The organism is Brachybacterium timonense (assembly GCF_900258505.1).
Taxonomy (GTDB): domain Bacteria; phylum Actinomycetota; class Actinomycetes; order Actinomycetales; family Dermabacteraceae; genus Brachybacterium; species Brachybacterium timonense.
Map to the genome: position 1 here is coordinate 653,913 of NZ_LT984895.1, position 19,442 is coordinate 673,354.

General features: G+C 68.5%; 19 protein-coding genes. 14 read left to right on the forward strand and 5 right to left on the reverse strand.

The window, feature by feature from the left end:
* Positions 1–9: 9 nt before the first annotated feature.
* The 5 genes from C8271_RS02770 to C8271_RS02790 all read left to right on the forward strand — a co-directional run bounded on the left by C8271_RS02770 (position 10) and on the right by C8271_RS02790 (position 6,868).
* Positions 10–1,830 carry an ABC transporter ATP-binding protein gene (locus tag C8271_RS02770; RefSeq protein WP_106506018.1) on the forward strand — a complete coding sequence of 607 codons (1,821 nt, stop codon included), beginning with the start codon at positions 10–12 and terminating at the stop codon, positions 1,828–1,830.
* 69 nt (positions 1,831–1,899) lie between these two features.
* Complete coding sequence (locus tag C8271_RS02775) at positions 1,900–3,165, forward strand: SPFH domain-containing protein (RefSeq protein ID WP_106506019.1); 1,266 nt, start codon at positions 1,900–1,902, stop codon at positions 3,163–3,165.
* A 223-nt stretch (positions 3,166–3,388) separates the two neighbouring features.
* Positions 3,389–4,801: a TFIIB-type zinc ribbon-containing protein gene (locus tag C8271_RS02780; RefSeq protein ID WP_245920802.1), complete on the forward strand. Its 1,413-nt coding sequence runs from the start codon at positions 3,389–3,391 to the stop codon at positions 4,799–4,801.
* Positions 4,802–4,814: 13 nt separating this feature from the next.
* Positions 4,815–5,105, forward strand: a complete 291-nt coding sequence (locus tag C8271_RS02785; RefSeq protein ID WP_106506020.1) for a hypothetical protein — start codon at positions 4,815–4,817, stop codon at positions 5,103–5,105.
* Positions 5,102–6,868, forward strand: a complete 1,767-nt coding sequence (locus C8271_RS02790) for an FAD-binding dehydrogenase (protein ID WP_106506021.1) — start codon at positions 5,102–5,104, stop codon at positions 6,866–6,868. Before C8271_RS02785 ends, C8271_RS02790 begins: the two co-directional genes overlap by 4 nt.
* A gap of 49 nt (positions 6,869–6,917) precedes the next feature.
* Here C8271_RS02790 and C8271_RS02795 read toward each other — a convergent pair whose 3' ends face one another.
* Positions 6,918–7,808 carry an NAD(P)-dependent oxidoreductase gene (locus C8271_RS02795; protein WP_106506022.1) on the reverse strand — a complete coding sequence of 297 codons (891 nt, stop codon included), beginning with the start codon at positions 7,806–7,808 and terminating at the stop codon, positions 6,918–6,920.
* A 170-nt stretch (positions 7,809–7,978) separates the two neighbouring features.
* On the opposite strand from C8271_RS02795, the gene C8271_RS02800 reads away from it, so the two are divergent.
* Positions 7,979–9,223 carry an endonuclease/exonuclease/phosphatase family protein gene (locus C8271_RS02800; RefSeq protein WP_106506023.1) on the forward strand — a complete coding sequence of 415 codons (1,245 nt, stop codon included), beginning with the start codon at positions 7,979–7,981 and terminating at the stop codon, positions 9,221–9,223.
* 37 nt (positions 9,224–9,260) lie between these two features.
* On the forward strand, positions 9,261–10,088 hold the full coding sequence (locus C8271_RS02805; protein ID WP_106506024.1) for a sulfurtransferase: 828 nt from the start codon (positions 9,261–9,263) through the stop codon (positions 10,086–10,088).
* 125 nt (positions 10,089–10,213) lie between these two features.
* Here the strand turns inward: C8271_RS02805 and C8271_RS02810 are convergent, their stop codons facing one another.
* Positions 10,214–12,004 carry an alpha/beta hydrolase gene (locus C8271_RS02810; RefSeq protein ID WP_106506025.1) on the reverse strand — a complete coding sequence of 597 codons (1,791 nt, stop codon included), beginning with the start codon at positions 12,002–12,004 and terminating at the stop codon, positions 10,214–10,216.
* Between the two features lie 120 nt (positions 12,005–12,124).
* On the opposite strand from C8271_RS02810, the gene C8271_RS02815 reads away from it, so the two are divergent.
* Positions 12,125–13,063 carry an NAD(P)-dependent oxidoreductase gene (locus C8271_RS02815; RefSeq protein WP_106506026.1) on the forward strand — a complete coding sequence of 313 codons (939 nt, stop codon included), beginning with the start codon at positions 12,125–12,127 and terminating at the stop codon, positions 13,061–13,063.
* A 61-nt stretch (positions 13,064–13,124) separates the two neighbouring features.
* Here the strand turns inward: C8271_RS02815 and C8271_RS02820 are convergent, their stop codons facing one another.
* Entirely contained in the window at positions 13,125–14,228 is a 1,104-nt protein-coding gene (locus C8271_RS02820) for a GTP-binding protein (RefSeq protein WP_106506027.1), read from the reverse strand.
* Between the two features lie 116 nt (positions 14,229–14,344).
* On the opposite strand from C8271_RS02820, the gene rpmB reads away from it, so the two are divergent.
* The 5 genes from rpmB to ykgO are packed head-to-tail and all read left to right on the forward strand — an operon-like array spanning position 14,345 to position 15,515.
* A complete protein-coding gene (gene rpmB / locus C8271_RS02825; RefSeq protein ID WP_106506028.1) occupies positions 14,345–14,581 on the forward strand; it encodes a 50S ribosomal protein L28 in 237 nt (78 codons plus the stop codon).
* A 24-nt stretch (positions 14,582–14,605) separates the two neighbouring features.
* Positions 14,606–14,773, forward strand: a complete 168-nt coding sequence (rpmG, locus tag C8271_RS02830) for a 50S ribosomal protein L33 (protein ID WP_106506029.1) — start codon at positions 14,606–14,608, stop codon at positions 14,771–14,773.
* A gap of 1 nt (position 14,774) precedes the next feature.
* The gene (gene rpsN / locus C8271_RS02835) at positions 14,775–15,080 is read left to right on the forward strand and encodes a 30S ribosomal protein S14 (RefSeq protein WP_106506030.1); all 306 of its coding nucleotides are present in this window, start codon (positions 14,775–14,777) and stop codon (positions 15,078–15,080) included.
* Between the two features lie 31 nt (positions 15,081–15,111).
* Positions 15,112–15,396 carry a type B 50S ribosomal protein L31 gene (locus C8271_RS02840; protein ID WP_106506031.1) on the forward strand — a complete coding sequence of 95 codons (285 nt, stop codon included), beginning with the start codon at positions 15,112–15,114 and terminating at the stop codon, positions 15,394–15,396.
* Positions 15,393–15,515: a type B 50S ribosomal protein L36 gene (gene ykgO / locus C8271_RS02845; RefSeq protein WP_106506032.1), complete on the forward strand. Its 123-nt coding sequence runs from the start codon at positions 15,393–15,395 to the stop codon at positions 15,513–15,515. Before C8271_RS02840 ends, ykgO begins: the two co-directional genes overlap by 4 nt.
* A 170-nt stretch (positions 15,516–15,685) precedes the next feature.
* Here the strand turns inward: ykgO and C8271_RS02850 are convergent, their stop codons facing one another.
* Positions 15,686–17,581, reverse strand: coding sequence for a BCCT family transporter (locus C8271_RS02850; protein ID WP_170957781.1), 1,896 nt, complete (start codon positions 17,579–17,581; stop codon positions 15,686–15,688).
* A gap of 80 nt (positions 17,582–17,661) precedes the next feature.
* Entirely contained in the window at positions 17,662–18,441 is a 780-nt protein-coding gene (gene mtnN, locus C8271_RS02855) for a 5'-methylthioadenosine/S-adenosylhomocysteine nucleosidase (protein ID WP_106506033.1), read from the reverse strand.
* Between the two features lie 90 nt (positions 18,442–18,531).
* Between mtnN and C8271_RS02860 the strand changes: the two genes are divergently transcribed.
* Positions 18,532–19,428, forward strand: coding sequence for an alpha/beta hydrolase fold domain-containing protein (locus C8271_RS02860; protein WP_106506034.1), 897 nt, complete (start codon positions 18,532–18,534; stop codon positions 19,426–19,428).
* The last annotated feature ends 14 nt before the right edge of the window (positions 19,429–19,442 follow it).

Genomic DNA, 19,442 nt, shown 5'->3' on the forward strand with positions numbered 1-19,442 from the left:
CCCGGTGGGGTGTCCTCTCTGCTGCGCATCGCCCGCTTCACGCGGGAACTGACCCCGCTCTACCTCGCGATCATCGCCTGCTCGGTGCTCACGGCCGTGGCCGGGCTCGCCGTCCCCTTCCTCATCGGCAGGGCCACGGACACGGTGGCCGCAGCGCTGGCCGGCTCCACCCCGGTCGATGCGGCGCTGCGCACCGCCATCTGGCTGGCGGCCGCACTGTTGCTGGCTGAGCTGGTGCAGACCGTGCTGTCGAACGTCGGCGGCTGGTACGGCGACGTCATGTCGAACCGGATGCGCACCATCTTGTCCGTGCGGTACTACGACAAGCTGCTGCACCTGCCGCAGAGCTGGTTCGACGCCGAGCTGACCGGAACCATTGTGGCGCGGCTGAACCGGTCGATCACCGAGATCACGAACTTCGCGAAGATGTTCTCGAACATGTTCGCCACCTTGCTGATCACGACGGCGGCGGTGCTCGCCATCAGCGCCTGGTATGCGTGGCCGCTCACTGTACTGCTGCTCATCGTGTTCCCCGTCTACGTGTGGCTCACGGCGCTCACGTCGAAGAGATGGCAGCGGCTCGAGGGCGACAAGAACGAGCAGATCGACATCGCCTCGGGACGGTTCGCCGAAGTCGTCGGTCAGATCCGTGTGGTGAAGTCTTTCGTGCGCGAGCGCTCGGAGCTGCAGGATTTCACCACCCGATTCCGCGCCACCGACTCCATCACGGCCGCGCAGTCTTCGCACTGGCATCGCATGGACTCGCTGCGCCGGGCCGTGCTGAACATCGTGTTCTTCGGGATCTACGCGATTATCTTCGAGCGCACCGTGCACGGCGCCTTCACTCTGGGCGAGATGGTGCTGCTGATCCAGCTGATGACCATGGCGCGCCAGCCGGTGCAGAACATGAGCTTCGTGATCGACACCGCCCAGCATGCGATCGCCGGCTCCAAGGATTACTTCCGGGTGATGGAGACGGAGGTGGACGATCGGGCGGCCAGCATCATGGCGCAGGCCGACGATGCCCAGCAGGCGTCGGCCCCGGCACCACAGCTCGCCCCGGGGCAGGCGATGGTGTCCTTCGACGACGTCAGCTTCGCCTACGAGAAGGGCGAAGACGTCCTCCACCACATCAGCTTCGACATCGCACCCGGCGAGAAAGTCGCGCTCGTGGGAGAATCCGGCGGCGGAAAATCCACCATCGTGAACCTGCTCCTGGGCCTGTACAGCGCCCGGGAGGGCCGCATCGAGGTGGCCGGCCACCAGATCGACACGATCCCGCTTGTCCGCCTGCGCAGCCGCATCGGCGTCGTGTTCCAAGACGCAGCACTGTTCTCCGGGACGATCCGGGAGAACATCGCCTACGGCTACCCCGGCGCCACGGACGAGCAGGTGCGTGCAGCGGCGGTCCGTGCCAACGCCGACCGCTTCATCGAGCGCTTCGAGCACGGCTATGACCAGGTGATCGGTGAGCGCGGCCTGAAGCTCTCCGGCGGTCAGCGCCAACGCATCGCGGTGGCTCGCGCCATCCTCAAGGATGCCCCGATCCTGGTGCTCGACGAAGCCACCAGTGCTCTGGACACCAAGGCCGAGCGTCAGGTGCAGGCCGGGCTCGACGAGCTCATGCGCGGCCGCACCTCGCTGATCATCGCCCACCGCCTGTCGACCATCGCCGGGGTGGACCGCATCGTCACCCTGCGCGACGGGCGGGTGGACGAGATCGGTTCCCCCGCCGAGCTCGCCGTCTCCGGTGGGATCTATGCGCAGCTGCTCGAGCTGCAAACAGCGGGGAACACGAAGAAGCTCGCGAGCTTCGACATCACCGGCTGAACAGGCTCCGGCCCTGGACGATACGATGTCGCCGATCACGTTCTCCGGGGGACAACGAAGGAGCTCGCAATGGGATTCATCCAGGCATTCAAGGGCGCGATCGGCGGCATGCTCGCCGACCAGTGGAAGGACTTCCTCACTGTGCCGGACGGTCTGCCCCAGACGGCGGCACTGTTCCCGGCCGTGCCCCGCGGGCAGAACGCCGGCCGCGGCTCGAATGTGCGCGGCAGCGAGAACATCATCTCCAACGGCTCGAAGATCCTGGTGCCGCAGGGCTACGGCTTGATCACCGTGGTGGACGGCCGCGCCACCGGCCTCATCACCGACGCCGGCGGCTACGAGTTCCGCACGGACCCCCCGGACGCCCGCTCCGTGTTCGCAGGCGATGACCCGCTGGCCTCGACCGTGGGGACCAGCTGGGAGCGCTTCAAGTACGGCGGCCAGCCTGCCTCCCAGCAGCTCGCCTTCTACGTGAACCTCAAGGAGCTGCCCGACAACCGCTTCGGCACCCAGTCGGAGATCTACTGGGATGACGCCTACCTTAACTCGCAGGTGGGCGCCGTGACGCGCGGCTCCTACACCATGCGGATCATCGACCCGCTGCTGTTCGTGCACAACTTCGTGCCCGCCACGTTCATCTCCGCGAACGCGCCGGTGTTCGACTTCTCCGATCCGGACAACTCCGCCGGCAACCAGCTGTTCCGTGAGGTCGTCTCCTCACTGGCCGCTGCCTTCTCCCGGTACACGAATGACCCGGACAAGGGCAACCGCATCACTCGTATCCAGTCGGACTCCGTGGGCTTCGCCCAGAGCCTGTCGGCCGCGGTGGAGGAGGAGTACCGCTGGTCCAGCGACCGTGGCCTGGCGATCGTGAAGGTCGCCCTCGCGGCCATCGAGTACGACCAGCGCACCCGCGAGCTGCTCACGGAGGTACAGAAGGCCGACGCCCTCTCCGGCGCCCGCTCGCAGTCCTACCTCAACCAGGCGGTGGCCCGGGGCGTGCAGGCCGCTGGCGAGAACGGCGGCGGCGCGGGCCTGGCGATGTTCGGCGCCGGTGCCGGTGCGGCCGGCGGCCTCGTGCAGCCCGTCCAGCCGTGGCAGGCCCCTCCGGGCATGCAGCAGCAGGGTGGCCAGGCTCCGCAGGGTGCAGCGCAGGGCCAGGCTCCGCAGGGTGGGCAGGCTCCGCAGGGCGCAGCGCAGGGCCAGGCTCCGCAGCAGGCCACCTCACCGGAGGACCCCGTGGCGAAGCTCGCCCAGTACAAGCAGATGCTGGAGCAGGGACTGATCTCTGAGGAGGATTACGAGGCCGCGAAGAAGAAGGCCCTCGGACTCTGAGATGACCCAGCCGCCGTCGCGGCCCGACTGGGCGCGCCCCGAGGGGCCGCCCGGTCGGGCACCCAGTTCGCAGCCAGGCCCCGATGCCGTGCCGCCGGTGCCGCGACCACCCGCTGGTGTGCAGCCGGGCCAGGGCGCGGTACCACCGCAGTTGCGCATGCCTGGTCCTGTGCCGGGGGCGCATCCCGGAGCTGTCGGCGCCCCTGCTGGACCCGGTCATCAGATGCCGAACACGTCGATGGGAGCGGGCACGGCTGAGCGGTCGGTGCCGCAGTGGCCGCAACAGCGCACCGCAGATGAGACTCGTGCCGCTGCCGCCGGGCCGCCATCCCGGGTCGAGAACCGCACCGATGCGCCCGACAGCACGCCGCCGCGCCCTGACGGTCCCGCCCGGATGCTCGGTCGGGATGAGCTGAGCGGCGCCGAACAGGCCGCCCGCAACGCTGGCCGTCGCGTGATCGATACATCGCTTGGCCGCACCGATGGTCTGACGAAATGCCCGAGCTGCGGCAGCTCAGAGATCGCTTACAGCATCACGGCGCGTGCGCTCGTGTGCTCCTACTGCCGGCACTCCTTCAATGAGGCGGTGGCCGAGCGCGCCTTCGGGCTGGACTCTCCGATCGACCAGCTGCGCGGCACGACCATCGCCTCCGGCTCGGTGGACATCCAGGACGACACCGCCACGGTGGTCACCCTCAAATGCCAGGGCTGCGGCGCCGAGGTCGTGATCCCCGTGCAGGAGACGCTGCAGGCGCGCTGCCATTGGTGCCGACAGACCCTGTCGGTCAACACCCAGGTCCCCAACGGTGCCGTGCCCGATGCGCTGCTGCCGTTCCTCCTCACTCGCGACGACGCGGTCGAGCGAATCCGCGCCTTCGTCGGCGAGCGGCGCACGTTCGCGCTGAGCCGCTTCAAAGACGAGTTCGTGCCTGAGAACGTGATCGGTGTCTACATCCCGTACATGGTCGTGGACGGCAACCTGCATGCTGAGCTGCGGGGACGTGGCGAGATTCAGACTCGCCAGTACACCGTGCGCCGCAAGCGCGGTGACGACTATGTGACCGAGACCTACTACGACGCCGACGTGTATGCCATCGCACGCTCCTTCGACATGCTGGTGGACGACCTCGCTGTGGAATCCGCCAGCCGCTACGACGCACGTGACAACAGCGCCTCGACCAACAACATCCTCAACGCCGTCCAGCCCTACGACATTGAGAATGCGTTCGCGTTCAACCCCAACTACCTCAAGGGGTTCAATTCCGAGCGCCGCGATGTGAACATCGACGACCTCGACGAGCGGATCGAGGACAAATTCCTGGCTGTCGCACGCGCGAAAGCGCTGCCCACCATCAGCGCGTACGACCGCGGCGTGGAATGGACCGAGGAAGGTGTGGCCGTGAGGGGCTCCCGCTGGGTGTCTGTGGCGGTGCCCGTCTGGTTGTACAGCTACGCCGATTCGGCGAAAGGCCCAGGCAGCCTGGTCCACTACATCGCCGTCAACGGCCGCACAGGCTCCACGATGGGATCGGTGCCCGTATCCCACCCGAAGATCGCCGCACTGGCCTGTTCCGTCGGGGCCGTGGTCACTGCTGTCACGGGCGTGATCGCCGCCATGGTGTTCCTGGCCGGCTGAGGAAGGACGCGCGATGCTGTATGAGCTGTTGGCCGAAGGGTCATCTAATTACTCGCTGGCGGTGGTGGCGCTGCCGTTCATCGCTGGCCCCGCGACTACGGTGACGATCTACCTGGCGATCTTCCGCCGCTACCGCAACACCGACAAGCGCTATATCTTCGAGCGGGAATCACGCGTGGCAGTGGGCAATCTGCGTACCGCGGACCGCAAGGTGGGCGAGAACAACCGCCAGAAGTCCAGCCGCATGTCCAGCGCGAACCAGACCAGTCATCTCACACGCGTGCGAAGGATCCGGGTCCCATGACGCCTCCCGGCGTCGCCAGGAGACCGGCTGACCCGGACGGCGAGCGCCCTGGCGCCGCCGTGCCTCGCACCCAGAGCCCCGGCGGAGCATCCCGCGCTGAGCCGCAGGACCACGATGTGATCGTCGTCGGCGCGGGAATGGCAGGGCTCGTGGCTGCAGCAGAGATCGCCGACGGGGGCCGCAGCGTGCTGCTGCTCGAGCGCGAGGGCGAGCAGGATCTCGGCGGCCAGGCCTGGTGGAGCTTCGGCGGCCTCTTCATGATCGACACACCCGAGCAGCGTCGGCTGCGGGTGCGCGACAGCCTTGAGCTCGCCCGGCAGGACTGGCTGGGCACTGCCCGTTTCGAGCGGGCCGAGGACTACTGGCCGCGCCGTTGGGCCGAGGCGTACCTGCACTTCGCCGCCGGTGAGAAGCGCGCCTGGCTGCATGCGATGGGGCACCGCCTCTTCCCCGTGGTGGGATGGGCCGAGCGCGGCGACGGAACCGCCGACGGGCATGGCAACTCGGTGCCGCGCTTCCACATCACATGGGGCACAGGCCACGGCATCGTCGAACCTTTTCTGCGGCGCGTGGAGGAGCACCGTGCGGCGGGCCGTCTCACGGTGCGTACCCGGTGCGCTGTGGAGGAGCTGATCCTCGAGGACGGCCGCGTGAGCGGTGTGCGCGGCGCGGTGCTCGCGCCGGCCACGGGTGAACGCGGCACAGGCTCCTCGCGGGAACGCATCGGAGATCTCGAGGAGCGTGCGGCAGCGGTGCTCCTCGCCACGGGTGGTGTCGGCGGCAATGAAGACCTCGTGCGGCGTCTGTGGCCCGAACACCTCGGGCAGATGCCGCAGAGCTTCGTGCACGGTCTGCCGGCATCGGTGGATGGCCGCGGAATGCTGGCGGCGCAGTCCGTCGGCGCCCGCTGGATCAACTCTGATCGGATGTGGCACTACACCGAGGGCGTGCGCAACTGGAATCCGGTCTGGCGCGGCCACGGGATCAGGATTCTGCCGGGACCGTCCTCGCTCTGGCTCGATGCCACCGGTCGTCGGCTGCCGGCCCCTGCCTACCCCGGCTTCGACACCACGTCGACGCTGCGGCATCTGCGCAGCATCGGGTATGACCACTCCTGGTTCGTGCTCACCGAGAAGATCATCGGCAAGGAGTTCGCGCTCTCGGGCAGCGAGCAGAATCCGGACCTCACCGGCCGTGACGTGAAGGCCGTGCTGGGCAGGGCACGCCAGTCGATGCCTGGCCCGGTGCGAGCCTTCCTTGAGCACGGCGAGGACTTTCTGCGCGCCGACTCGGTGCCGCACCTCGCCGAGCGGATGAATGCCCTGGTGGGACAGAACCTCATCGACGCCGCAGAGCTGGAGAGGGTGATCCGTGCCCGCGACGCGGAGATCGCCAACCCTTTCGGGAAGGATGCGCAGCTCACGGCGATCCGCGGGGCGCGCCGATACCTGGGGGACCGCCTCATCCGCACCGCCGCACCGCACCGGCTGCTCGATCCGAAGGCCGGCGGTCTCATCGCCGTGCGCCTGCATGTGCTGCTGCGTAAAACCCTGGGCGGGTTGGAAACGGATCTGTCCGGACGCGTTCAGCGCACGGAGGAGACAGGCGGCGGAACGCTCCCCGGACTGTATGCAGCGGGCGAGGCGTCAGGTTTCGGCGGCGGTGGCATGCATGGCCAGAGCGCCTTGGAGGGCACTTTCCTGGGTGGTTGCCTGTTCTCCGGCCGACAGGCCGGGCGCGGCATCCTCGCCGATCTGCGCTGATCCGGCCTGCGCTGATCCGGGGTGCGAAGATCCGGGTTGTGCGCCGGGCTCAGTCTTCGAGCTGTTTGGCGTTCTCCGGCAACAGGATCGCGGAGAAGTCATGATCCCCACGCCCGGCATCCTGCTCCTGCTCCAGGGAATCCAGGGCGGCGCGCACCGCAGTCAGCTCAGCTCCGGGCGCGACGTCGTCGGCCGGGAGGTCACCCATGCCGCCGACGGTGTCGAGCATGAGGCGCACATCCTTGGCGATCGCATCGACCGTGAAATCCCCGGGGAAGGTGCTGCGCTCTCCGCGCACGAACGGGCCCTTCATGCCGGCGATGAACGCGAGACCGGTGGCGGAGAGCATGTCCAGTGCATCCTCCGGCTCCGTGCCGGTCGCCTCCGCGAACGCAAGAGCCTCGCGCAGGCCCTGGGCGCTCACGGCCAGAGCCAGATTCGCGAGCAGTTTTCCGACGGCCGCCTGACGGGCACTGGGCACCGGACGCAGCCGGTCCGGGTCCGCCCACGGGACGACCAGCTGTGCGGCCTGCTCACGCAGGGCGTCATCGGCGGTGCCGACGTACACGCCGAGACGACCCTCGCGTGCCGGTCCGAGCGTGCCCACCACGGGGCAGGCCACGTAGGTCGGCACGGCTCGGGCGAATCCGTCGGCGTCGGCAGGGGAGACCGTGGTGGTGTCCAGCCACGGCACCCCGGCCGGGATGAGTGCGGGGGTGATCACGACCTCGCGCACGGTGTCGGGACCGAACAGCGCAGTGACCACCACGTCGGCGCCATCGACCGCGTCTGCCGGGCTGGCAGCAGTACGCGCGCCCGCCTGCTGAAGCGGCGCGGTCCGTTCCGCAGTGCGGTTCCACACCACCAGCTCATGATCGGCCAGCAGATGGCGGGCGAGTTCGGTGCCCATGCGTCCGGTTCCCAGGAAAGCAATCCTCATGGGGCCAGTCTGGCATCCGCACGTCACGCGTGCCGCCGGAGGTCCGGGCACCGCGCGCCTGCGTGCAGAAGGGGGTGCATGGAGACCCTGTGACGGTGTTTGTCAGCCTGTGACCAGCACAGTGGGGACAGAGCTGGTCCTGTCGGCCACACCGGGGCACAATGGAGCGCATGGAGCAGAGCACCGACCACTCCACTGTGACCCGACGCGGAGCCCTTGCCGCTGCCGCAGCGGCGGGGCTCTCTGTGCCGTTCGCCTCCGCGACCGCACAGGCCGCTCCGCCGCCGGGGCGGCGAGGACGCGGCATCTCGGCACGGATCGCGACGTACAACGCCTCGTTGAACCGCTCGAGCCAGGGGCAGTTGCTCGCTGATCTGGAGCGCGGCGATGACCCGCAGATCGCGGCCGTGGCCCGTGTCATCCAGATCAACAATCCTGACATCCTGCTCATCAACGAGTTCGATCACGACGATGACGGGCGCGGCGCGGACCTGTTCCGCACGAACTACCTCGAGGTCTCCCAGTCCGGCTCCACGCCGGTGCACTACCCGTATGCCTTCACCGCCCCGGTGAACACGGGCGTGCCCAGCGGTCTGGACCTCAACGGCGATGGCAAGGCAGAAGGCCCCGACGACGCCTGGGGCTTCGGCGAGTTCCCCGGTCAGTACGGCATGCTCGTGCTCAGCCGCTTCCCGATCCTCACCGAGCAGGTGCGCACATTCCAGAAACTGCTGTGGTCCGCCATGCCGGGCAACCTGATCCCGGAGGACTACTACGGCAGCGACGTCGCCCAGAAGCTGCGCCTGAGCTCCAAGTCGCACTGGGACGTGCCGATCCGCGTGGGTGATCGCCTGCTGCATGTGCTCGCCGCGCATCCGACACCGCCGAGCTTCGACGGTCCGGAGGACCGCAACGGCCGCCGTAACAACGACGAGATCCGCCTGTGGGCCGACTACGTAGCGCCGGGTCACCGGGGTGACTGGATCGTCGATGACAAGGGCACCCGCGGTGGGCTGCATCCCTCGGAGCGTTTCGTGATCCTGGGCGACTACAACGCCGATCCCGTCGACGGTGACTCCTGGCCGGGTGCGATCGATCAGCTGCTGCTGCACCCGCGGATCCGTGACCCCCGGCCGCGCAGCGAAGGCGCCGTCGAGGCCGCGCAGAAGCAGGCCGCGGCGAATCGGGACCACGTCGGTGACCCGGCGCTGGACACGGCAGACTTCACTGACGAGCCCGGGCCCGGGAACCTGCGTGTCGACTACGCCCTGCCGTCGAAGAATCTGCAGGTGACCTCGAGCGCCGTCTACTGGCCGCAGGAGGGGGCTCCCGGCAGTGAGCTGACCGGCTCCTACCCGTTCCCCACCTCCGACCACCGGCTGGTGCGTATCGACGTGGAGCTGCCTGGCGCCTGAGCTGCCACACAGCGCCCAGGCTCGGAAGAGGCACCCCATGATCGATCCCGTCATCGACGTCGCCGAGCTGCGCGAGCCTGAAGGCCGCGCGGGAACGCTGCGGCTCATCGATATCCGCTGGGCTCTCGACGGGTCGAAAGGCGAGACCACGTACCGCACGGGCCATCTTCCCGGCGCGGTCTACATGGACCTCGAGACGGCGCTCGCCGCCCCAGCCACCGCCTCGACGGGACGGCATCCGCTGCCGGATCCGGAGCGCTTCGCCTGGGCGCTCGGTGAGGCCGGCATCGACCCCGAGACAACAGTGGTGGCGTACGACGACACGGATGGGTCGCAGGCCTCCCGCCTGGTCTGGATGCTGCGCGCACTCGGCCAGGACGCTGCCCTGCTCGACGGCGGACTGCGCGCGTGGACCGGACCGCTGCACACCGGTTCCGTGCACGTGGACACCGTGTCGTGCCCGGTGCGGATCTGGGGGTCCGACGTCATCGCGGATCTGGATGAGGTCGCAGCTGGGGTGCCTGTGCTGCTGGATGCCCGCGCCCCGGAACGCTACCGCGGCGAGGTCGAACCGATCGATGCCCGCCCCGGTCACATCCCGGGAGCCCGCAGCGCCCCCACCAGTGTCAACACGGATGAGACCGGACGCTTCCGCAGCCCAGAGGCGCTGCACGCGCAGTTCACCGCGCTCGGTGCGGACCCCGATGGTGACGTTGTCGTCTATTGCGGTTCCGGCGTCACTGCCACCCATGACCTGCTTGCCCTCGAACGGGCGGGCTTTCGCCGGGCGCGCCTGTTTCCAGGCTCCTACTCGCAGTGGAGCGCCCGGGACGAGCTGCCCGTCACGCGCGGCGATCAGCCCTGACGGCACTCAGGCCCGACGGCGCTCAGCCCTGACGGCACTCAGACCCGACGGCGCTCAGCCCTGACGGCACTCAGGCCCGACGGCGCTCAGCCACGCCATCCGGTCACGCAGCAGGATCGATCGGCTCAGCTGCGCACGACCTGCTGACGAATCGCCGTGATGATGCGTTCCAGACGCTCATCGAACTCGGCCTCGCAGCCATCCTCAGGCTCCTGCCCGAGAACAGCCGCCCACATGGGCACGACTTCCTCGTGATAGGAGTGCCCGTGCCCGCCCGGCATCGTGATCGACAGCGGCATATCCGCGGCGATCTGCCAGAACGTGGTCCACGGGAACCATCGCATCGCCGGCGTGACGTCGTGCCCCACGCGCTCGCGCAGCCACCGTGGCTCGTCCCACAGCAGCGACGGCGTCCACCAGGCCACCGGATCGGATGGGTGCTGTGCGTACACAATGCGGGGCGACTGCCAGGGTGCATAGAGCCCACCCCAGTAGTTCTGATGCAGGTCCTGCAGGCGTGTCACGACACGGATACTCGCGCCATTGTCGATGATCGGGGCGATCTCGGGGGACCCCGGACGGGCTGCCTGCGTGATCTCCCGCCACATGGGCGTGAACCCTGGGGTGCCTGTCCACAGAGCCCCGTCGATGCGTGAGAGCATGTCGGGCACATCACGGAACGCGGCATGCCCGCCGAAGGACCCCAGTGACTCCCCAGCGACGAACAGTCGCGGACGTGTCGCGGGCTCCATCTCGTCCAGGCGCTGCGTCACCGCGTCGAACAACAGCTGGCCGGCACGCTGGGGGGAGCGCCGATCCAGCAGGTAGCTCAGGGCGCTCGTGTAGACGGAGTACTGGAGGGATGCGGTCGCGCAGTTCCCGTCGGTGAGGAACTCAAGAGCGGACAGCGACCACTCCTGCAGCCACCCGGTGCCGGTTCCGGTGAACAGCACCAGGGTGTCCCGATCCCAGGCGCCGGTGCGGTCGAGCTCCGCGATCACCGCGTCGACCGTCTGCTCCAGACTGCGGGCGGAGGTCTTCCCGGCGTACACCCGGATCGGCTCCATCGCGTCGGCGCCGACGGTTCGGGAGATCAGTTCGCGGCTCGCGCCCCCGGCGACGATCTTCCGGCCGGGAGCGCCCAGGGAGCGCCAGGACTCATGGGAGTGGGGGCTGCCCGACCGCAGCGGTGAGGTGGGCTGTGGCACATCGGGGGCGATCAGTCTGTTCGCTGCTTCGGCTTGTTCGAGGGCACGTTCCAGGAAGCGGCCGCGCACCAGTCGTTCCACTGCGAGGCCGACGGTGACGGCCGTGAGGATCACCGCGACGGCCTGCAGCAGCCGGGGAGGCAGGTACGGCCGCAGCAGTGCGCGGTACAGCGTGGCGGTGGCCGTCACGGCGCGGACGACCGCGAGGCCGGTCAGGGAGAAACCGATCCCTGCTGCGGTGCCGACGGCATGGGTGGCGAGGTTCTTCGGCTCCTGGTTCACCAGGTGGCTGATCTCGCGCTGACGCAGCACACCGCGCACCCACGAGTAGGCGGAGATACCGGTCAGCGCCGCAGCCCCGAGGAAGCGGGCACGCCGACGATGCTCCGGTAGGACCGTGACCTGCACGCCAAGCTCCCGCATGGCCCGTGAGCCGAGGCGCTGCGCGAGCACACCGGCGGCGTAGCCATAGGTCTGAGACAGCGAGATGTTCGCGGCCCACATCCACCAGGTGCGCGGCAGCAGCGACGGCGATGTCGAGATCCAGCCGGCCACGGAGGCGCCCAGGAAGCCACCGGTGGACAGCGGCGAGACGACGGCAGCATGCCGTGCGCGGTGCCCGGTGGCGCGCGTGATGCGCCGGACCGTGCGCAGAAGAGGTCGCAGGGCGGATGATCGGATGGTCCTTGGACGCGATCGCAGGGCCATGGGATCACCCTAACGGGGCTGCAGTGTCGGGCGGACCCGGTGTCTGGCGGGCAGCATGGCCGAGCAGCGGCACCGTGCGCATGGGCAGGTTCCAGGGGCGTGGACGGTTAGCCTCATGCCATGAAGATCCTGTTGCCCACGACCACGCCCCTGAATCCGGAACTCCCTGATGGCTGGGAGATCGCACGCGTTGACGCGCGCGAGGAGATCCCGGCGGAGCACTATGACGCCCAGGTGCTCGTTGTCTGGGGCGCCTCGCGGCGCCATCTCGCATCGGCGGCACAGAATCTGCAGGACCTGCGGCTCGTCCAGTCCCTTGCGGCGGGCGTCGAGGGTATCCAGGCCGCAGGCTTCGGGCCGAACACTCTGATCGCCACCGGGGCGGGTCTGCATTCGATGACCGTCTCCGAGCACACGCTCGCGATGCTGCTGGCTCTGCTGCGCCGGCTGCCCGCATGCCTTGAGGCCCAGGCGGAAAGCCGCTGGGCATCGGAGCTTGGTGGCATGCAGGAGCTGCGCCCCGAGGGCCGACTCACGAGTCTGATGGAAACCCGTGTGCTGATCTGGGGCTTCGGGGAGATCGGGCAGCATCTCGCGACGCTGCTGCGCTCTTTCGGCGCAATGGTCACGGGCGTGGCACGCAGCCAGGGGGAGAGAGCCGGCACCCCCGTGATCACTTCCGACCGGGTGCCCGACGAGCTTCCGCGCACCGACGTGCTGATCACGATCCTTCCCGCCTCAGATGCCACCAGGCGAGTGATCAACGCCGAAGTGTTCGAGGCTCTGCCCGAGCATGCTCTCGTGGTGAACGTCGGCCGCGGCACGATTCTGGACCAGCAGGCGCTGCTCGAGGCACTGCGCAGTGGCAGCATCGCCGGGGCGGGGCTGGACGTGACGGATCCGGAGCCACTGCCTGCGCAGGACCCGTTGTGGGGTGCGCCGAACCTGCTGATCACCCCGCATGCCGCGGGTGGTCGTCCGGTCGGGGCGAACGAGCGCATCCGACGCAATGTGCAGGCCCTGGTCGACGGCACGGAACTGCTCCACCCTGCGCGCTGAGCGCAGCGACTGGCGCTGAGATCGACCGTGGCTCGTCGGCGCTGAAGCGCTGAGGCGGCGTTCAGGCGGCCTCGGCGCGCGAGCCGAGCCACATGTCCAGGCCGTCGTCCACCCCGAGCCACGGCAGCAGGCCACGCTGCCACTGCGCGCGGGTCATCAGCGAGGCCTCGAACGCCCGACGCACCCGCTCGTCATCGCCAGCGTCCACACCGGTGATCACCAGGTGCGTCGTGGGCTGCTCCTCATCGGCGCCGATGAGAGCATGCACACCGACGGAGACCTGACCGCCCGCCCCGTCCCAGCGGCAGATCGACTGGGGGCGCGTGGGCAGCCAGAAACGGCCGCGACCGCGCAGCCGACCCGCCCCGAGCTGCTCGATATTCTCGAGGAATCGCTCCGGATGGAACGGCAGATCGCTGCGTAGTTCGATCGTCCAGGTGCCGTAGTCCGATCGGCCGCCATGCATGCGCACTGAGCGGACGTCAACGCGAGCATTGGCCTGTGCCGGATCATGTCGCAGTGCCGTGAGGCAGCGCTCCCCGAGGCGATGTGCGCCGCGGACCAGAACCTGCTCGTCGGCGAGCAGATGCTCCAGCAGTTCGAGGCCCGGACCGTCATGCTCGGCGGCATCGATCACAACATCGCAGAACTCGATCTGCGCTGCGAGAGCCTCGCCCACGGCCCGCTCGTCATCGACCGCCCACTGGAGGCCGCGCTCGGCCAGCGTGTCATCGCCCAGCAGATCCTCCACCATCCGCCCCGAGTCCACGACGGTCGCGACACTGGCGATACGGGTACGCATCGGCTGAGCGCTGAGCGCGCGGGTCACCACCCACGGGTCGGCGCTCACGGGCAGCACAAGGGCGATCGAGGCCCAGCGGCCGTCGGCGGCGAGTGCCTCGAGCATGGGCACCGCGTCCTCTCGCATCGCACAGGAGATGCAGGCATGCTCGAGCTCCACCTCACGGTGCTCGATCACGCCGGTCACATCCATGACCAGGCGGTGCATGGTGCCGTGCGCGGCATCGGTGTCGTAGCGCAGCAGCACGGCGCCGGGCTCATCCAGCAGCAGGTCGGCGGCAACGGCGTCACGCAGCACCGGGTCCAGGGCGCACAGCACCGCAAGTGGCATCGAGGGGCGCAGGGCATGCGGATCGGGGGTCATGAAGCTCCTCAGGTCAGTGTGCCGACGCGCGTGGTCGTGAGGGCGTGGTCTCGGACTGGCGTGGGCACACACATTGAGTTGACGATAATGGTTATCAACAACTAGTGTGCGTCGTCATGTCCCGTCACTGTCAAGTCACCGGAGCTCAGCCCTCCTTCGGCAAGCAGGTCTCGCATTCGCACCGTCGGACCTCTCGCCGATTCGATCCGAACATCCAGAAGAAGACGTACTTCGTCCCCTCCCTCGGGCGCCGCGTCACCCTGCGCCTATCAGCCAAGGGCATCAAGACCATCGACACACGAGGAATCGATGCCGTGGTCGCGCAGCTCCTGGCCCGCGGCGAGAAGCTCTGACCCGACACACCCAGGAGAGAACCCATGGCCAAGAAGAGCGATGTGCGCTCCATCGTGAAGCTGCGCTCCACCGAGGGCACCGGCTACACGTACGTGACCACCAAGAACCGTCGAAATACCCCCGACCGGCTGGTCATGAAGAAATACGACCCGGTTCTGCGCCGCGTCGTCGACTTCCGCGAGGAGCGCTGAGATGGCGAAAAAATCCAAGATCGCGCGCGATGCGCAGCGCCGACAGATCGTCGCCCGGCATGCAGAAGAACGCGCCCGTCTCAAGTGCACCATCAAAGACCCCGCGACGTCGGACGCCGAAAGGATCCTCGCCCTGCGCGCCCTGCAGAAGATGCCACGCGATGCCAGCGCCACCCGCCTGCGCAACCGCGACGCCATCGATGGCCGCCCCCGCGGCTACCTGCGCGCCTTCGGCCTCTCCCGCGTCCGGCTGCGCGAGATGGCCCATCGCGGTGAGCTGCCAGGCGTCACGAAGTCCAGCTGGTGACAGCCCCACAGATCCGACCACAGGAGAACCCATGAAACCGGGCATCCACCCCGACTACCGCCCCGTGATCTTCCGCGACAAATCCGCAGACTTCGCGATCCTGACCCGCTCCACGCGCACCTCCGACGAGACGATGGCGTGGGAGGACGGCCGCGAGTATCCGGTGATCGATGTCGAGATCTCCTCGGCATCCCACCCCTTCTATACCGGCAGCGCACGCGTGGTGGACACCGCCGGACGCGTTGAACGCTTCCGCCGCCGCTACGCGAAGAACACTGCCGCGGCGGCCTCCGCAGCAGGGAAGGAGACGGCATGAAGGTCCGTGCTTCCGTGAGGTCACTCGCTCGCATGCCCGGCGCGCAGGTAGTGCGCCGCCGCGGCCGCCTGTACGTGATCAACAAGAAGAACCCGCGCTTCAAGGCCCGCCAGGGGTGAAGCGCGCCGCGCCCTGTCCCGGGGTTCGGGGGCGTTCCCCCGGCAGGATGCGCACAAGGGGCCCGGTCGCCGCGGAAGGATCCGCAGCGACCGGGCCCTGATCATGTCACCCCGCGCCCAGGGCTGAGCAAGGACGCGGGGGTGGCATGTGCAGTCTCGAGCGGGCGAGGTCAGTGCCGTGGGGGCTGCTCCGTCGACGGGGAGCTGTCCTCGGCACGGTGACTCTGGCTATGGCCGGGGCGAGCCGATCCGTCGGTCTTCGCCGCTGCACTGGTGTCGACAACAGCCGTGATCTCGCCCGTGGCCAGTCCCGTGATCTGGGCTGCAACCTGCTCCTGGACTTCGGAGGACACCTGATCCTCCATGCGAGCCTGGACGGAGTCGGAGACCGAATCGGTGATCTCGTTACCCCAGCGCTCGATGAACGCGCGCTGGCGCATCCGCAACTCGAGGCGCTCGATCATCTTCACCTCGATGTACAGCGAGCGCCAGATGGAGATGCACATGCCGATCATCACCACGGAGAAGGGCAGAGCGGACAGCAGGGCGAGCGCCTGCAAACCGGACATGCCGGCGGACGGATCAGGCGAGGAAGCGCCCGCCCACAGCAGGGCCGCAGCGATCACGCCAGAGGCCGAGGCCCAGAAGATGCGGGTGATGCGCGGCGGATTCGTGTCGCCACGGTGCGCGATCATGTCCATCACGAAAGCGCCCGAGTCCGCGCTGGTGATGAAGAAGATCGTCACCAGCACCACCGCCACACCGGACAGCACGGCGCCGAGCGGCAGCGTGGAGAGCGTGTCGAACAGTGCGGTGTTCGCATCGATGCCGCCCTCGTCGGTCCTGAAGTCCACACCGTCGAAGAGGGACTTGTACAGGGCGGTTCCACCCATCACGGTGAACCACAGCATGGTCACGAGCGTCGGCACCAGCAGCACGCCCATGATGAATTGGCGCACCGTGCGGCCGCGTGAGATGCGGGCGATGAACACGCCCACGAAGGGCGACCAGGAGATCCACCAGCCCCAGTAGAAGGTGGTCCAGCTGGAGATCCAGGTGGCGCCGTCCTCGCCCATGAAGGGCATCGTCTGGAAGGACAGCTGCACCAGGTTCTGCAGGTAGTAGCCGATGTTCGCGACCAGGTCACGCAGCAGGAACAGCGTCGGGCCCAGGGCCAGAACCGTCACCAGCAAGATGGCGGCCAGGCCCAGGTTCAGGTTCGACAGCAGCTTGATGCCCTTGTCCACACCGCTCGCGGCGGACAGCGTGGCCAGCGCTGTCACCGACAGCACGATCACCACCTGCACGCCCACCGAATCGGGGATCAGACCGAGGTGGTCCAGGCCCGCGGCGATCTGAGTGACGCCGAAGCCGAGCGAGGTGGCGATGCCGAACAGGGTGCCGACGATCGCGATGATGTCGATCAGATCGCCCACCCACGTATCCGTGTGCTTGCCGAGCACGGGCTCGAGCGCCCAGCGGATCGAGATCGGGCGGCGCCGACGGTGCACGGCGTACGCGATCGACAGGCCGACCACGACGTAGATCGCCCAGGCGTGCAGCCCCCAGTGCAGGAAGGTCTGGCCCATGGCTCGTTGGGCACGAGCGCCGTCCTCCAGATGCGCAGCGTTCGGCGGCACGCCAGCGGGTCCGTCGGCGGCGAAGAAGGTCAGCGGCTCCGCTGCCCCCCAGAACACCAGACCGATACCCATGCCGGCGGCGAACAGCATCGCGAACCAGCTCAGCAGCCCGTACGCCGGTTCCTCGTCATCGGGGCCCAGCCGGATCGATCCGAGTCGGCTCCCGGCGACGACCAGTGCGAACACCACGAAGCCGGTGACCACCAAGATGTAGTACCAGCCCACCGTCGACACCACGGTTGAGTTGAGCGTGGAGATCACGTCGTTGAAGGTGCTCGGCAGAAGCAGCGCGAACCCGACGGCCAGCAGAACGACCGCGGCTGAGACACCGAAGACTCCACGTGCCATCGGCAGTGATTGCGCCGATGGATCGGCCGTATCGGGCAGGGGGTGTTCGGTCGCCTCGCGGGCAGCGCTTCGGCTCATGACTCCTCAGTCCGGGTGGGGTGCAGGGATGCGCGCCCCGAGCCGCCACAGCGCGACAGCGCCAGGGCGCCGCAAGCACCTTAGCGCGATGCGACAAGATGGGCGACCGCGCGGGCTGAGCGATGCGCCACGATCGCCAGTTCCAGGTGGAACTGTTGGTCGGCTGAGGGGCCGCACAGATCCGACACCGCGCGCAGTGCCGTCATCGGGACGCCGAGTGCCGCCGCAGTGTGCGCTGTGGCCGTGGTCTCCATGTCCGCGCTGAGCGCTCCCGGGAACCGTTGCCGCATCGGTTCCGCCAGGGGAGCGGTGACGAACGCGTCACCGGAGAGCATCAGTCCGCGTCGCACGGGCGCATCGCCGTCCTGATGCGAGGCGTGTGCAGCCTGTTCGGCGAGATCGGCCCATGCGGGGTCCGCTGTGAAGCGCTCGGGAGATCCCGGCACCTGGCCGGGGGCGTAGCCGAACGCCGTCGCATCCGCGATCGAGTAGGCGAAGCAATCGCCGACGATCACCGTGCCCACCTCGACGTCCGCCGCGAGACCGCCGCAGGAGCCAACCGCAACCACTGCCCGTGGCCGCGTCTCGAGGATCGCCCATGTGGCCGCTGCCGAGGCGGCAGCGATGCCGATTCCGGTGGTGACCACGACGACGTCGCTGCCACGGAGACGTCCGCGCACAGCGCTGACGCCTGTGAGCGGCGCCGCCACAGGCTGTGCCGCCTCCATCAGCTCGATCACCGCAGCGGCCTCCTGCTCCATGGCGGCGACGATGAGGACGGGGCCGTCGCTTGAGGTGAGAGAGCCACGCGGCACGTTCTCAGAGGTGGACTGGTCTGTATCAGGGTGGGCCTGGCTCATGCGGTCAGCGTAGCGGCGTCGGTTCAGCCCACTTCGCTAGGCTGGAGGAACATGACGCACAGCGGCAGCAGGCCGCGGACAGGAGGCAGCATGGGACGCATCCGGGACGCCGTGGTGATCGGGGCGCGCAGCATCGCTCGCGCTCCCATCCCAGCCGCTATCAGCACGCACGCCATGCGCGAGGCGCGGCAGCCCTACCCTGGCGGCGCCGTGCAGAAGCGCCATGCGATCGACGTCGAGATGATCGGCCGCACCCGGTGCGTGTGGCTGGATCGCCACCACGCCGACCAGGGGCTGATTGTGCATCTGCACGGTGGCGCCTACATCTCGGGGCCCTTTGCCGCCGACTGGTCGTGGCTGTCGCACCAGGTTGATACCCGGGGCTGCGCCGGCCTCATGGTCGATTACCGCACCGCGCCCGATCACCGTCACCCGATCGCTGTGGATGACGCCTCGGCAGTGCTCACCGCTCTGGCGGCCGACGGCCGCATGGATCAGCCGTGGGTTCTCTCGGGCACGCATGCCGGCGGCGGTCTGGCCTTCATCATCGCCCGGCACCTGCGCGAGGAGGACTCGATCCAGTTGCCCGCAGCGCTTGTGGCCATGTGCCCCTGGATCGACCTCGAGCTCGCCAACGCGCAGCTCGCCGAAACAGGCAACGCCGACCCCGTCCATGAGCGGCGTCTGCTGCGCTCCGCCGCCCGAACCTACGCTGGGCGCACCCTGCTGAGTGATCCGGACCTCTCGCCGATCAACGGTTCCCTGGAAGGACTGCCGCCGGTGCACCTTTCCGTGGGTCGCAAGGATTTGTTCCTCTCCGATGTGCAGGTTGCACGTCTGAAGCTGGAGGAGAACGGCGTGCCGGTGGACTACCGCGAGCTGTCCGGCCGGATCGGGCTGCGGATTCGCCCCCGCGGCGGCGAAGATATGGAGCGACTGCTGCGCGAGCAGGCCGAGCTGATCGACCGCGTGCTCACACGCGCCTGACGCTGCCGGGGCCG

Excerpts from the sequence above, each read along its gene's own strand:
- C8271_RS02775 (WP_106506019.1), top strand. The coding sequence starts at position 1,900 with ATGGGATTCATCCAGGCATTCAAGGGCGCGATCGGCGGCATGCTCGCC.
- C8271_RS02780 (WP_245920802.1), top strand. The coding sequence starts at position 3,389 with ATGCCGAACACGTCGATGGGAGCGGGCACGGCTGAGCGGTCGGTGCCG.
- C8271_RS02785 (WP_106506020.1), top strand. The coding sequence starts at position 4,815 with ATGCTGTATGAGCTGTTGGCCGAAGGGTCATCTAATTACTCGCTGGCG.
- C8271_RS02790 (WP_106506021.1), top strand. The coding sequence starts at position 5,102 with ATGACGCCTCCCGGCGTCGCCAGGAGACCGGCTGACCCGGACGGCGAG.
- C8271_RS02795 (WP_106506022.1), bottom strand. The coding sequence starts at position 7,808 with ATGAGGATTGCTTTCCTGGGAACCGGACGCATGGGCACCGAACTCGCC.
- C8271_RS02800 (WP_106506023.1), top strand. The coding sequence starts at position 7,979 with ATGGAGCAGAGCACCGACCACTCCACTGTGACCCGACGCGGAGCCCTT.
- C8271_RS02805 (WP_106506024.1), top strand. The coding sequence starts at position 9,261 with ATGATCGATCCCGTCATCGACGTCGCCGAGCTGCGCGAGCCTGAAGGC.
- C8271_RS02810 (WP_106506025.1), bottom strand. The coding sequence starts at position 12,004 with ATGGCCCTGCGATCGCGTCCAAGGACCATCCGATCATCCGCCCTGCGA.
- C8271_RS02815 (WP_106506026.1), top strand. The coding sequence starts at position 12,125 with ATGAAGATCCTGTTGCCCACGACCACGCCCCTGAATCCGGAACTCCCT.
- C8271_RS02820 (WP_106506027.1), bottom strand. The coding sequence starts at position 14,228 with ATGACCCCCGATCCGCATGCCCTGCGCCCCTCGATGCCACTTGCGGTG.
- rpmB (WP_106506028.1), top strand. The coding sequence starts at position 14,345 with ATGTCCCGTCACTGTCAAGTCACCGGAGCTCAGCCCTCCTTCGGCAAG.
- rpmG (WP_106506029.1), top strand. The coding sequence starts at position 14,606 with ATGGCCAAGAAGAGCGATGTGCGCTCCATCGTGAAGCTGCGCTCCACC.
- rpsN (WP_106506030.1), top strand. The coding sequence starts at position 14,775 with ATGGCGAAAAAATCCAAGATCGCGCGCGATGCGCAGCGCCGACAGATC.
- C8271_RS02840 (WP_106506031.1), top strand. The coding sequence starts at position 15,112 with ATGAAACCGGGCATCCACCCCGACTACCGCCCCGTGATCTTCCGCGAC.
- ykgO (WP_106506032.1), top strand. The coding sequence starts at position 15,393 with ATGAAGGTCCGTGCTTCCGTGAGGTCACTCGCTCGCATGCCCGGCGCG.
- C8271_RS02850 (WP_170957781.1), bottom strand. The coding sequence starts at position 17,581 with ATGAGCCGAAGCGCTGCCCGCGAGGCGACCGAACACCCCCTGCCCGAT.
- mtnN (WP_106506033.1), bottom strand. The coding sequence starts at position 18,441 with ATGAGCCAGGCCCACCCTGATACAGACCAGTCCACCTCTGAGAACGTG.
- C8271_RS02860 (WP_106506034.1), top strand. The coding sequence starts at position 18,532 with ATGGGACGCATCCGGGACGCCGTGGTGATCGGGGCGCGCAGCATCGCT.